Origin of the sequence: Bradyrhizobium sp. CCBAU 11430 (assembly GCF_028128855.1) — a bacterium.
Taxonomy (GTDB): Bacteria; Pseudomonadota; Alphaproteobacteria; order Rhizobiales; family Xanthobacteraceae; genus Bradyrhizobium; species Bradyrhizobium ottawaense.
Genome location: NZ_LBJV01000007.1, coordinates 193,484 through 206,718 on the forward strand (window position 1 = coordinate 193,484; position 13,235 = coordinate 206,718).

Sequence of the window (13,235 nt, forward strand, 5' to 3'; positions counted from 1 at the left end):
GGAGGTATGCCGGGACATGGTGCAGGCTGCGGTTAAGTCCGCAAATTCGGTTGATCAGAGCGGTGACAAGCCGTGGGTCGGGCGTTCAATCGAGCGCGTCGAGGATGCCGCGCTGCTCAGCGGCCGCGGCCGTTTCATCGACGACCTCGGCGTCCAGCCCGGCACGCTGCATGCGACGATCCTGCGCTCGCCGCACGCCCACGCCGATATTGTTTCGATCGACGTCGAAGCGGCCAGGCGGCTGCCGGGCGTCGCCGCGGTCCTGACTGGCGAGCAGATCAAGGCGGTCACCACGAGTCTCGTCGTCGGTGTGAAGGCGCCGGTCGAGTGCTGGCCGATTGCGGTCGAGCGCGTGCGCTATGTCGGCGAGCCGGTCGCTGTGATCGTGGCGACTGATCGTGCCCGCGCCGAAGATGCGGCCGAACTCATCAATGTCGAATATCGCCCACGAGCGGCCACAGTCGATCCGCTCGGAGCGATGGCACCAGGTGCACCGGTCCTGCACGACGGTTTTCCCGGCAATCTCGCCAGCGACCGCACGTTTCGTTACGGCGATCCGGAAAAGGAGTTTGCGGGTGCGCCGCATCGCTTCTCCATCGACATCCGCTATCCCCGCAACTCGTGCACGCCGATCGAGACTTATGGCGTCGTTGCCTCGCATGATGCCGGCGAGGATGCCTTTGAGGTTCTTGCGAATTTTCAGGGGCCCTTCAGCATCCACACCGTGATTGCGCGTGCACTGAAAGTTCCGGGCAATCGGCTGCGGCTGCGCACGCCGCCGGATTCCGGCGGCAGCTTTGGCGTCAAGCAGGGCGTGTTTCCGTACATCGTTCTGATCGCGGCTGCGGCGCGCGTCACGGGGCGGCCGGTGAAGTGGATCGAGGACCGGCTCGAGCATCTCACCGCGTCGGTGTCAGCGACAAACCGCGCGACGACATTGGCCGCGGCGGTTGCGGCCGACGGCAAGATCCTCGCGCTCGACTGGGACCAGGTCGAGGATTGCGGCGCGCATCTGCGCGCACCCGAGCCGGCCACGCTCTACCGCATGCACGGCAACATGACGGGGGCCTACGACATCAACCACGTCAAAATCCGCAACCGCGTCGTCGTCACCAACAAGACACCGACCGGCCTCAACCGCGGCTTCGGCGGGCCGCAGGTCTATTTCGCGCTGGAACGCCTGGTGCAGCGCATCGCGATCGGGCTCGGTCTCGATCCGCTCGATGTCATCAAGCGCAATCTGATCGAGGCAGGTGCCTTTCCCTATCGCACCGCGACCGGCGCGTTGCTCGATTCCGGCAATTACCAGGACGCGATCGCGCGCGCGGTCGAGCAGGGCAGGCTGGCGGAATTGAAGGCGCGGCGCGACGCGGCGCGGGCGGAGGGGCGGCTTTACGGCATCGGCTTCACGGCGGTGGTCGAGCCCAGCGTCTCCAATATGGGCTACATCACAACGGTGCTGACCGCGGCCGAGCGCCGCAAGGCCGGGCCGAAGAACGGCGCGCAGGCGACAGCGACCGTCGGCCTCGATCCAGTCGGCAGCGTCACCGTTCACGTCGCCTCCGTGCCGCAGGGGCAGGGTCATCGCACCGTGCTGTCCCAAGTGGTAGCCGACGTCTTCGGCCTGGAGCCGAAGGACATCCGCGTCAACACCGAGATCGATACCGCCAAGGATGCCTGGTCGATCGCGTCGGGAAATTATGCCAGCCGCTTCGCCGCCGCGGTGGCCGGCACGGCAAAACTGGCGGCCGAGCGCATTGCCGGCCGTCTCGCCCGCATCGCCGCCAGCCAGTTGAACGTCGAAGCCGCGGATATCGTGTTTGCTGAGGGCTTCGTTGCCTCCAGGCACAATCCGGAAAACCGGATCGCGTTCTCGCGTGTCGCCGCGCTCAGCCATTGGTCGCCGGGCTCGCTGCCTGACGATGCCGGCCAGTCTATCCGCGAGACTGTGTTCTGGACGCCGCCGGAGCTGACGCCGCCCGGCGAGGACGACCGCATCAACTCCTCGCTGTGCCATGGCTTCATCTTCGACTTCTGCGGCGTCGAGATCGACCGCACCACTCTGCAGACGCGGATCGATCGCTACGTCACGATGCATGATTGCGGCACCATCCTGCATCCCGGCATGGTCAATGGCCAGATCCGTGGCGGCTTCGCGCAGGCGCTCGGTGCCGCGCTCTACGAGGAATTTGCCTACGCTGACGACGGCAGCTTTCTGACCGGAACGCTGGCGGACTATCTGCTGCCGACCGCCACCGAGGTGCCCGAGCCCGAGATCTTTCACATGGAGACGCCGTCGCCATTTACTCCACTCGGATCAAAGGGCGTCGGCGAAGGCAATTGCATGTCGACGCCGGTCTGCCTTGCCAATGCGGTCGCGGATGCGCTCGGCGTTGTCGACATCACGCTGCCTCTGGTGCCCGCGCGGCTTGCCGAGCTGGTGCGCAGCGCCGAGCCACCACCTCCCGCGGGGGGCGTGGCCGCGGCGCCAGCGCGCGAAGCAGATCGGCGGCTTGGCGGCGAGGGGCAGGCCTCGGTGAGGGCGACGCCCGAGCAGGTCTGGGCCATGCTGCTCGATCCCGCCACGCTCCAATCGATCATTCCCGGCTGCCGGCGCGTCGACAAGATCACCGAGACGCATTTCCGCGCCGACGTCACGCTCGGCATCGGCCCTGTCACCGGGCGCTATCGCGCCGACGTGGAGCTGTTCGATCTCGATCCGCCGCGCGCGGTCACCTTGCGCGGCGGCGCCACCGGCGCGCTCGGCTTCGGGAGCGCTGAGGGGCGCGTCACGCTCGCGCCCGACGGCAGCGGCGGGACGAAGTTGACCTACAGCTATGACGCCGCGATCGGCGGCAAGATTGCGAGCATCGGCGGCCGTCTGCTCGACGGCGCGACGCGGGTGATCATCGGCCAGTTCTTCGCAGCGCTGGCCCGCAAGGCCGGCGGCGGCGGCGCCTCGGGCGCCTTCTCGCTGTTGGCCGTGCTGGCGAAATTCGTCGGCCGGTTTGGGGGGCGCCGATGAAGCCGCCCGCATTCGACTATCTCCGCGCCGAAGCCGTCGGTGATGTCCTCGATGCGCTGGCGCAGCAGGGCGGCGATGCTCGTGTGCTCGCCGGCGGACAGTCGCTGATGGCGATGCTCAACATGCGCCTCGCCAAGCCGAAGCTTCTGATCGACATCATGCGGATCCGGGAGCTCCACAAGATCGAGCGGAAATCCGATGCCGTCGTCATCGGTGCCGGCGTGCGCCAGGCCGATCTGCTGGCCTGGCCGGATCTGGCCGAGGCATTGCCGCTGGTGGCGCTGGCGCTGCCCTGCGTCGGTCACATGCAGACCCGCAGCCGCGGCACCATCTGCGGCTCGCTCGCGCATGCCGATCCCAGCGCCGAGATGCCGCTCGCGCTGGTCGCGCTCGGCGGCGAGGTGCTTTTGCGCAGTGCCAGGCGTCGTCGCCGCGTCGCGGCCAGAGATTTCTTCGCCGGCATGATGCTGACGGCGCGCAACGACGACGAGCTGATCGAGGGCATCTCGCTCCCGGTCATCAATGGATCTCGCTTCGCGTTCCGCGAGGTCGCGCGCCGGCACGGCGATTTTGCCATCGTGGCCTGCGCCGCGATGAAGACGCCATCCGGCGTCCGCCTCGCGGTCGGTGGCGTTGCGGACGTCCCGACCGCGCGGGACTGGCCGCGACTCGAGGGCAGCGCGCTCGACGATGCCCTCAACGCGTTTGCCTACGAGCTCGGTGCGCGCGACGACGTTCATGCCACCGCGCGCTATCGCCGCGACCTCGTGCGCATGATCGGCCGCGATCTGATCGGCGAGGTTCTGCGATGACCCGTCTCAAATCCGACGCCCGCCACCCCATCCACGTCTCGCTGAATGGCGAGCCCATCGCGGGAGAAGCTGAGCCTCGGACGCTGCTGTGCGACTTCCTGCGGCACCAGTTGGGCGCCACCGGCACCCATGTCGGCTGCGAGCACGGCGTCTGCGGCGCCTGCACGGTCGTCGTCGACGGCATGCTGACCCGTTCCTGCCTCACCCTTGCAGCGCAGGTCGACGGCTCCGAGATCAAGACGGTTGAAGGGCTTGCACCCGCGGCCGATCGCCTCGGCGTGCTGCAACGGGCCTTCCGCCGTCACCACGCGCTCCAGTGCGGCTTCTGCACGACCGGCATCCTGATGTCGCTCGATCATTATCTCGCCAGGAACCCGGCGCCGACCGAGGCGGAGATTCGCGATCTTCTCAGCGGGCATCTGTGCCGCTGCACCGGCTACACGCCGATCGTTCAGGCGGCCCTCGAAGCCGCCGCCCAGCTCGCTTCATCGAAAAAAGAGACGTCAGATGCTTGATCTCGCCAGCAGCTTCATGGCCAGCGCCGCGCGCGATCCGCGCGCCATCGGGCTGGTCGACGGCGATCTCCGCCTGACCTACCGGCAATGGTACGTCAAGATCTCTGCTTTGGTCGCATCCTTCGGTCGCCTGGACCTCAAGCCCGGCGACCACGTCGTCACGCTGCTGAAAAACCGCTGGGAGGCCGCGACGCTGCATTGGGCCTGCCAGTTCGCAGGACTCGTAATCACCCCGATCAACTGGCGCGCCAAGGCCGACGAGCTGGACTTCTGCATCGAGAACGCGGAGGGCCGCGCAGTTTTCTACCAGGATGTTTCTGCTGAGGCGGTGCAGGGTTCGGCTCTCGCCGGCCGGCTGCTACGCGTGTCGGTCGATCCGGGCACAGGCGAGGCGGTCGGCTTTGCCGATCTGATCAGGGACAGCGCGCCCGATGCCGAGCCGTGCGTCGGCTCTGATGCCTGGTCGATCATGCTCTACACATCGGGCACGACCTCTCGGCCGAAGGGCGTGCCGCGGCGTCATCGCGCCGAGCGCGCCGCGGCGATCGCCCATGTCGCGCAAAATCTCTACGGCCGCGGCGAGCGCACGCTCGGCGTGATGCCGCTCTACCACACCATGGGCGTCCGCTCGTTGCTCGCGATGTCGCTGATCGGCGGCAGCTTCATCTGCCTGCCGCGCTATGACAGCCGCCAGGCGCTGGAGCTGATCCAGCGGGAAGGGATCACCAATCTCTATCTGGTGCCGACGCTCTATCACGATCTCGTCCATCACGAGGCCTTCGACCGGACCGACGTCTCCAGCGTGCGCAAGCTCGGCTTTGCCGGCGCCTCGATGACGGACGGCCTGCTGAAAAAGCTGGACGAGGCCTTCAGGCCGGAGCTGTTCGTCAATCATTACGGCAGCTCCGAGATCTACACTTTCACGATCGATCAGAACGCTACGGCAAAACCCGGCTCCGCCGGTAGGGCCGGGCTGAACCAGCACGTCAAGGTCGTGCGCATCGGCGCGCGTTCGGTCGCGGAGCTTGCCGCGGTCGGCGAGGAGGGCGAGATCATCGCCACGCTCGCGGGCGACGAAGCCTTTGAGGGCTACTGGCGTCGCCCCGAGGCCGACGCCAAATCGTTGCGCGAAGGCTGGTATTTCACCGGCGATACCGGCTTCGTCGATCCCGATGGCGACCTCTTCGTCACGGGCCGCGTCGACGACATGATCATCACCGGCGGCGAGAACGTCTCTCCGGTCGAGATCGAGAGCTGCCTGTCGCTGCATCCCGGGGTCGACGAGGTCGCCGTGGTCGGTGTCGCCGACGAAAAATGGGGCAAGGTCGTCGCCGCCTTCGTCAAGCGCAATTGCAACGTTTCCGAGAGTGAGCTGGAGCAGTTCTGCCGCACCTCGGGCCTCGCCAACTTCAAGCGGCCGCGCCGCTACGTCTTCGTCGACGCGATTCCCAAATCGCCGGTCGGCAAGCTGCTGCGGCGCCTGCTCGTCGCCGGAGAATACGAGACCGAGCGTCGGCCGCCGTCGGACGCCGCTTGATCGTCACGCATCAACAGAAGGAAGTGAAAATGCCGTCACCCTATACGTTTGCCGATCCTCGGCTTGCCAAGCTCGACGGGTTCAAGGTCGAGATCGATGAGGCGCATGAGCGCGCGGACATCATCCTGGGACGCCCGCCCTACAACGTCGTGGCGATGCCGCAGCGCGACCAGCTCCGGCTGACCTTCGAGACTCTGGACGAGGATCCGCGCGTGCGCATCATCGTGCTGCGCGGGGAGGGCGAGCATTTCTCGAGCGGCGGGAACATCGGAGGCTTCATGGAAGCGAGCCCCGAGCACGTCTCCAAGCTCGCCTGGAACATCGCCGCGCCGGCGCGTTGCGCCAAGCCTGTTATCGTCGCCAATCGCGGCTATTGTTTCGGCGTTGGCTTCGAGCTGTCGCTGGCCTGCGACTTCCGTATCGCCTCGGAGACCACGCAGTACGCGCTGCCTGAGCAGAAGCTCGGCCAGATCCCGGGTTCCGGCGGGTCGGCGCGGCTGCAGAAGATGGTCGGCATCACCCGCACCAAGGACATCGTGATGCGCTCCAAGCGCATCTCGGCGAAGCAGGCGCTGGAGTGGGGCATCGCCACCGAATGCGTGCCCGATTCCGAACTGGAGAAGGCGACCGACAAGCTTGTCGACGAGCTCCGCAGCTTCTCGCCGCTGGCGCAGCGTACCGCCAAGAAGCTGCTCAACGACACCGAGGATTCGACGCTCGCGATCGCCATCGAGCTCGAGGGGCACTGCTACAGCCGCCTGCGACAGTCGGAAGATTTCAAGGAAGGCGTCGAGGCCTTCAACGCCAAGCGTCCGCCGAAATTCGTCGGCCGTTGATACGCGACGCAACAAGCTGCCGCGGTTCGCAATGGCGCGGACCGCGGCCCTATTCAAACGGGGAGGGTAAAACAAGATGGCTGAGATGGATATGCCGGTGGCCGGTGCACGGGCATCGACGGATAACAAGCAGATGGTCAATGCGATCATCGCGTCAGTGCTCGGATGGGCACTCGACCTGTTCGACTTGTTCATTCTGCTCTATGTAGCGCCGGTGGTCGGCGCGCTGTTCTTTCCGTCGAGCAATGCGGCGCTGTCGCTCGCCGCGGTCTACGGTTCGTTCGCCGTTACGCTGCTGATGCGGCCGCTCGGTTCGGCGGTGTTCGGGCACTACGCCGACGTGCACGGCCGCAAGCAGGCCATGCTGATCGCCATCATCGGCGTCGGCATCAGCACGGCCGCGTTCGGCCTGCTGCCGACCATCGCGCAGGTCGGCGTGATCGCTCCCATCGTGTTCCTGATCCTGCGCCTGGTGCAGGGCGTGTTCGTCGGTGGGGTCGTGGCCTCGACCCACACGATCGGCACGGAATCGGTGCCGCCGCATTGGCGCGGGGCGATGTCGGGCCTGGTCGGCGGCGGCGGCGCCGGCATTGGCGCGCTGCTGGCGTCCTTCATCTTCCTGATCACGTCCTCGGTATTCCCCGGAGATGCCTTTGCCGTGTGGGGCTGGCGCTTCATGTTCTTCTCAGGGCTGCTGAGCTCTCTGCTCGGCTGGTTCATCTTCCGGAACCTCGAAGAGTCCCCGTACTTCAAGGACCTCAAGCGCCAGCAGGGCAATAAGCAGGCAAAGGTCTCGAAGGCGCCGGTCAAGGACGTATTGTCCCGCGAGTATCGCGGCGTCCTGCTGATCAACCTGCTCATTACCTTCGGCGGCGGCGCCGGTTATTATCTGACCTCGGGGTACCTGCCGAGCTTCCTGAAAGTCATCAACGCGGTTCCGAACCAGACCTCCTCGCTGATCCTGATGGGCGCCAGCGTCTCGGCGTTCTTCGCCGCGGTGCTGGTCGGCGCGCTGAGCGATCTCATCGGCCGCAAGAAGACGTTCCTGCTGATCGGGGTCCTGGCGGCGGTGCTGTTGCCGCTGTGCTATCTGAATCTTGCCACGACCAAGGACACCACGCAGATTACGCTCTATGCGCTTGCCATCGCCTTCATCGGCAATGCCGGTTATGCGCCGGTGCTGATCTTCCTGAACGAACGGTTCCCCACGGCGCTTCGCGCCAGCGGCACCGGCCTGTCCTGGAATATCGGCTTTGCGCTGGGCGGAATGATGCCGACCTTCGTCTCGCTGGTGAGCGGCAGCCCCGCACAGATTCCGATGTCGCTGGCTTACTTTGCAGTCGGCGTGTTCGTGATCTATTTGATCGGCGCGGTCGTGATCCCCGAGACCAAGGGCAACTTCCGCTGAGCTAGATGGCGCGGCTGCACCTGCAGCCGCGCCATCTTGCGAACGTGTGACAGCTGCCGCTAGCCCGCAAGAAACCCGCCATCCACCGCGACCACCGTTCCGGTCGCGTATTGCGAGGCTGGCATGCAGAGAAAGGCGACGGCACCGGCGATGTCCTCGGGCTGGCCCCAGCGCTTGAACGCGGTGCGGTCGGCGATGCGCTCATAATGGGCGCGGTCGGTGCGGCCGGCGGCATTGATCGCGGTTTCGACATAACCGGGCGCGACGGCGTTGACGCGGATGCCGTCTTCGGCCCACGCCAGGGCCAGCGCCTTGGTCAGCATCACGACGCCGCCCTTGCTGGCGCAATAGGCCGGAATCCGCGGCAGGGCCAGGGTTGCATTCATCGAGGCGATGTTGACGATCGAGCCCTTCATCTTCGCCAGCTGCGAGCGGAACGCCATGCAGGTTCGGAAAGTGCCCGTCAGATTGACGTCGAGCACTTTCATGAAGGTCTCGATTTCGTATTCCTTGTCCCGTGCCAGGATGCCGGCGCAATTGATCAGCGCATCGACGCGTTCGTGCCGCCCGGCGAGTGACGCGACGGCCTGATCGCTCGTGACATCGAGCGTCGTGAGCGCAAGTCCGGCGCGCGGCTTGAGCAGGGAGCGTGCGAGATCGGCGTCATTGACGCCTGTGGCGGTCACCGTCGCCCCGAGGTCGCAGAACTGGTTGCTGATCGCGGCGCCGATGTCGCCGGCGCCGCCGATCACGACGGCATGAAAACCGGAGGTGAGAGAAAAGCTGGTACTCATCGGAGGATCTCACTTCGGGAGTGCGGGAGGCGGAGCCGTCGATTCCCGGACCACCAGCGAGAAGTCGATCTCACGATGCATGATGGTCTGCTCACCGGCGAGGCTGCGCACCAGATATTCTCCGGCACGCTGCCAGGTCTCGTCGGTTGGGACGTGGATCGTCGTCAGGCTCGGTCGCAAATGGCGGCTCCAGTCGAGGTCGTCGAAGCCGACGACCGACAGATCACGCGGCACAGAGAAGCCGCTACGCTCCGCTTCCAACAGGACGCCGTAGGCAATGACGTCGTTGCCGCAGACCACTGCCGTCGGGCGATTCTTGAGGTTGAGGAGATGGCGGGCCGCCTCGCGCGCGTCGTCCAGGGTATAGGGCACCTCGACATGCCATTCCGGAGGCAGCTCCAGGCCGTTCTCCGCGATCGCGCGGCGAAAGCCGGCGACGCGAGCGCCGGCGCGGTCGTTGTTGCGCTGGAGGGCGGAAACGATTCCGATCCGGCGATGGCCGAGCTCGATGACATGCCCGGCCGCCCGATGGGCAGCGGCCTCGTTGTTCGTGCCGACGCAAGGGTAGGGCCGGTCGGGCTGATAGATCCCGACATTGATGAAAGGCACCGCATTGTCCGCGAGTAGCTTGCGCAACCCCTCGTGATGGCAGTCGCCCCGCAGCACGAGGCCATCGACGCCGCGACCGATCAAGTTGCGGGCCTGTTGCAGCTCGACGTCGAGATCGTATCCGCTCGTGGTCAGAAACAGCATGTAGCCCACCGAGGACAGGTATCTTTGCAGTGAGGCGATGCCGCGCGCGAACATCGTGTTGTCGATCGTCGGCACGATCGCGCCAAGCGTACGCGATCGCCGCGATGACAGAATGCGGGCCGGCGCATGCGGGATGTAACCGACGGCTTCGATTGCCTGCGCAATGCGCGCGCGCAGGGACGGGCTCACTGCATCGGGATTGTTGAGCGCACGCGAGACCGATGCCGTCGACACGCCGGCTCGTGCCGCGACGGCGCGGATGCCTTGCTTCGTCAATTTGGCGGGCGGTCGATTCATGATGTAACGTTACAATACCGGATCGTGAACGCGGCAAGAAGAATATCTGCAATATTGCCGCACAAAAGATAGATTGTCTATCGCTTGACAGAGGTGAGATGGCGCTTAGGATGTAACCGTTTTCAGAAAGTGCCGACAGCATAAAGCGGCCAGCGGGAGGAGAGTTCGATGAAGGCCAGGATGCTCGCGACGCGCGTCGCGTTGCCTGTTCTTGCGATTGCCGCCGTGAGCGCGCAGGCGCGCGCGGCCGAATTCGACTGGATGAAGTTCAAGGGCAAGACCGTCACCTTTCTCGCCAACAACAATCCGGTTTCGCAGGCGCTGCTCACCTATAAGGCCGATTTCGAGAAGCTGACCGGCATGACCCTGAAGGTCGACGGCTATCAGGAACAGCAGATGCGCCAGCGTCTGGTCACCGTCATGAATGCGAACAGCGACGAGGTCGATGTGTTCATGACGCTGCCCTCGCGCGAAGGCGAGCAGTTCGCCGCTGCCGGCTGGTACGGCGATCTCACCGCGATGGCCAAGAACGAGGTCGCCAAGGACTACGATCCGGCGGGGTTGAGCCAGGCCCTGCTGAAGGCCGCGACGTTCGGCGGCAAGCTGACCAGCATGCCGATGAACATCGAGGGCCCGATTTTCTATTACCGCACCGATATCTTCAAGAAGTGCGGCCTCGAGGCGCCGAAGACCATCAAGGACGTCGAGGCTGCCGCCGAGAAGATCAAGACTTGCGACAGCACGGTGACGCCGTTCGTCTCGCGTGGCCTCAAGCCTGCGATCGCCTACACCTTCAGCAACATGCTGCACAATATCGGCGGCGCGTATATCGCGAGCGGCAAGTCGAGCCTGTGCTCGGCCAAGGGCAAGGAGGCGCTCGACACCTATAGCCGGCTGCTGCGTGACTTCGGACCGCCCGGCGTCGTCAACTACAGCTTCCAGCAGATTTCGGCGCTGTATCGCGGCGGCCGCGCGGCGATGGCGTTCGAATCCTCCAATGAACTGCGCACGGTGATGGAAGGCGGCGCGCGCCTGAAGGACACCGGCCTGTTGCCGTTCCCGGCCGGCGAGGCCGGCCAGGTGCCGACCACGATCGGCTGGGGCATGGCGGTGTCCTCACACAGCAAGCAGCCTGATGCGGCCTGGTACTTCGTGCAGTGGGCAACGAGCCCCGAGGTGCAGAAGAAGATGGCCCTGCAGGGTATTGCCCCGCCGCGTCCGTCCGTCGCCAAGGACCCCGAATATCGCAAGTGGATCGACGAGGAGCCAGTGCGCAAGGAATGGCAGGCCGCGCTCGACGTGCTCGCCACCAAGGGCTCGTCCGAAGTCGGCTATCCCATCGTCGCCAATCCTCAATCGCGCGAGTTCATTGGTCAGGCGGTGCAGGATTTGATCCTGAAGCAAAAGACCGTCGATCAGGCTTGCGCGGACGCCGACAAGGCGCTGGACGCGCTGATCGCGCTGAACTGACCGCCCGGTGCCGGCTGGTTTCGCGCCGGCCGGCACCTAACTCGATCGAGGACAGGAATACATGTCTGACACGGCTGCGACACTCACGCAGGACCGGCAGAAGCTGGAAATGGCGGCGCTCTCGGCGCCGGCCGTGATCTTCACGGTCGCGATGATCGCATTTCCGGTCGTCTATACGATCTGGCTCGGCTTCCAGACCTTCTCTTCGACCGGCAAGCAGTCCTTTGCCGGCCTTGCCAATTACACGAAGCTGATGTCCGACGTCGAGTTCTGGCATGGGTTGTGGATCACCATTGCGCTGTTCGTGCTCTCGCTGGTGCTGCAACTCGTCTTCGGCGTCTGGCTTGCGTTGGTGCTGTTTCATGCCAAGCGCCTTCCTGGGATCGTGCGATCGCTGTTCATCTCGCCGTTCATGATGCCGCCGGTGGTCGCCGGCATGATGTGGCTTGTGATCCTCGATCCGTCGCTGGGCGCGGCCAACTACATCCTGCAATCGTTCGGCCTGGCGCCGTCGGACTGGCTGGCCTCGCCGACATGGGTCATTCCGACGGTCGCGCTGATCGATAGCTGGCAGTGGACGCCGTACGTCGCCTTGATCGTGCTCGGCGGCCTGCAATCTCTGCCGCCGAGCGTCTACGAGGCCGCGCAGATCGATGGCGCATCTGCGTTCAAGACCTTCCAGCGCATCACGCTGCCGCTGCTGCTGCCGACCATCGTCACTGCAGCCATCCTGCGCAGCGTCGATCTCCTGCGCTTCTTCGACATCATCTACATCACGACCCAGGGCGGGCCCGGCAACGCCTCGAATACGCTCAATATCTACGGCTTCCGGGTCGGCTTCGAATTCTTCAACATCGGCTATGCCAGCGCGTTGATGCTGACGCTGACCGCGATCGTGTTCGGCGCCGTGCTCGCCTTCAACCGCCTGCGCGGCGCGGTGGCGTGGTGATCTCATGACCGACGCAGTCAACACCGACCGCTGGATACGCTGGCTCAACCTGGTGCAGCTCGTGCTGGCCGGCGTTATCATCATGACGCCAACGGTCTGGATGGTGCTGGCCTCCTTCAAGCCGTCCTTCGAGGTGACGGCCTATCCGCCGACACTGATCTTCACGCCGACGCTGGACAATTATGTCGAGCTGACCAAGACGACGCCGTTCCTGAGCTATGCCCTCAACAGCCTGATCGTCACCGTCGGCTCGACCGCGCTTGGGCTCCTGTTCGGAATTCCGGCCGCGTTCGCCGTCTCCTGGACGCGTATTTCGTGGCCGGCGATCCTGACGCTCGCGGCGCGCATGGCACCGGGAACGCTGTTCCTGCTGCCGTGGTATGTCATGTTCCGGCAGGTCGGCATGATCGGGTCGTACACGGCGCTAATCCTCAGCCACGCGGTGATCACGCTTCCGATCGTGATCTGGGTCTTGCTGCCGTCGTTTGACGGCATCCCGCGCAGCGTGTTCGAGGCGGCGCAGGTCGATGGATGCAGCGTCACCCGCATCCTCTGGCGCATCGCGCTGCCGCTGGTGGCGTCCGGCATCGCCGTCTCGGCCATACTGGCCTTCGTATTCTCGTGGAACTACTTCCTGTTTGCGCTGGTGCTTTCCAATGGCGACACCAAGACGCTGATCGCGGCTGCATTCAATTTCATCGGCGAAGGCTCGACGCAATGGGGCGCCCTGATGGCCGCGGCGACGCTGATCGCATTGCCGCCGCTGGTACTGGCAGCTCTGGTTCAGCGTTGGCTGGTGTCCGGGCTGACGCTCGGCGCGGTGAAAGGTTAGGTATCTG

Annotated in this window: 11 protein-coding genes; 9 read left to right on the forward strand and 2 right to left on the reverse strand. The window is 65.2% G+C overall.

The genetic code is table 11. The annotated features are described in order from the left end of the window. Positions 1-16: 16 nt before the first annotated feature. The 6 genes from XI04_RS05700 (at position 17) to XI04_RS05725 (ending at position 8,133) form a co-directional block, all read left to right on the forward strand. A complete protein-coding gene (locus XI04_RS05700; RefSeq protein ID WP_271608116.1) occupies positions 17-3,025 on the forward strand; it encodes a xanthine dehydrogenase family protein molybdopterin-binding subunit in 3,009 nt (1,002 codons plus the stop codon). Next, positions 3,022-3,837 carry an FAD binding domain-containing protein gene (locus XI04_RS05705; RefSeq protein WP_271608115.1) on the forward strand — a complete coding sequence of 272 codons (816 nt, stop codon included), beginning with the start codon at positions 3,022-3,024 and terminating at the stop codon, positions 3,835-3,837. The genes XI04_RS05700 and XI04_RS05705 overlap by 4 nt, the downstream gene beginning before the upstream one ends. Continuing rightward, positions 3,834-4,352 carry a (2Fe-2S)-binding protein gene (locus XI04_RS05710; protein WP_212429519.1) on the forward strand — a complete coding sequence of 173 codons (519 nt, stop codon included), beginning with the start codon at positions 3,834-3,836 and terminating at the stop codon, positions 4,350-4,352. Before XI04_RS05705 ends, XI04_RS05710 begins: the two co-directional genes overlap by 4 nt. Then, complete coding sequence (locus XI04_RS05715) at positions 4,345-5,889, forward strand: AMP-binding protein (RefSeq protein ID WP_271608114.1); 1,545 nt, start codon at positions 4,345-4,347, stop codon at positions 5,887-5,889. Before XI04_RS05710 ends, XI04_RS05715 begins: the two co-directional genes overlap by 8 nt. A 29-nt stretch (positions 5,890-5,918) precedes the next feature. After that, positions 5,919-6,725, forward strand: a complete 807-nt coding sequence (locus XI04_RS05720; RefSeq protein WP_152103164.1) for an enoyl-CoA hydratase/isomerase family protein — start codon at positions 5,919-5,921, stop codon at positions 6,723-6,725. Between the two features lie 76 nt (positions 6,726-6,801). Next, positions 6,802-8,133: an MFS transporter gene (locus XI04_RS05725; protein ID WP_152103163.1), complete on the forward strand. Its 1,332-nt coding sequence runs from the start codon at positions 6,802-6,804 to the stop codon at positions 8,131-8,133. Between the two features lie 59 nt (positions 8,134-8,192). Here XI04_RS05725 and XI04_RS05730 read toward each other — a convergent pair whose 3' ends face one another. Together XI04_RS05730 and XI04_RS05735 are read right to left on the reverse strand one after the other, a co-directional pair. Further along, positions 8,193-8,927, reverse strand: a complete 735-nt coding sequence (locus XI04_RS05730) for an SDR family NAD(P)-dependent oxidoreductase (RefSeq protein ID WP_212429520.1) — start codon at positions 8,925-8,927, stop codon at positions 8,193-8,195. A gap of 9 nt (positions 8,928-8,936) precedes the next feature. Further along, a complete protein-coding gene (locus XI04_RS05735; protein WP_212429521.1) occupies positions 8,937-9,977 on the reverse strand; it encodes a LacI family DNA-binding transcriptional regulator in 1,041 nt (346 codons plus the stop codon). Between the two features lie 168 nt (positions 9,978-10,145). On the opposite strand from XI04_RS05735, the gene XI04_RS05740 reads away from it, so the two are divergent. From XI04_RS05740 to XI04_RS05750, 3 genes are all read left to right on the forward strand, one after another. Beyond that, the gene (locus XI04_RS05740; RefSeq protein WP_038948959.1) at positions 10,146-11,447 is read left to right on the forward strand and encodes an ABC transporter substrate-binding protein; all 1,302 of its coding nucleotides are present in this window, start codon (positions 10,146-10,148) and stop codon (positions 11,445-11,447) included. A 61-nt stretch (positions 11,448-11,508) separates the two neighbouring features. Next, on the forward strand, positions 11,509-12,396 hold the full coding sequence (locus XI04_RS05745; RefSeq protein ID WP_152103159.1) for a carbohydrate ABC transporter permease: 888 nt from the start codon (positions 11,509-11,511) through the stop codon (positions 12,394-12,396). A 4-nt stretch (positions 12,397-12,400) separates the two neighbouring features. Further along, positions 12,401-13,228, forward strand: a complete 828-nt coding sequence (locus XI04_RS05750; protein WP_028143591.1) for a carbohydrate ABC transporter permease — start codon at positions 12,401-12,403, stop codon at positions 13,226-13,228. Positions 13,229-13,235: the final 7 nt, after the last annotated feature.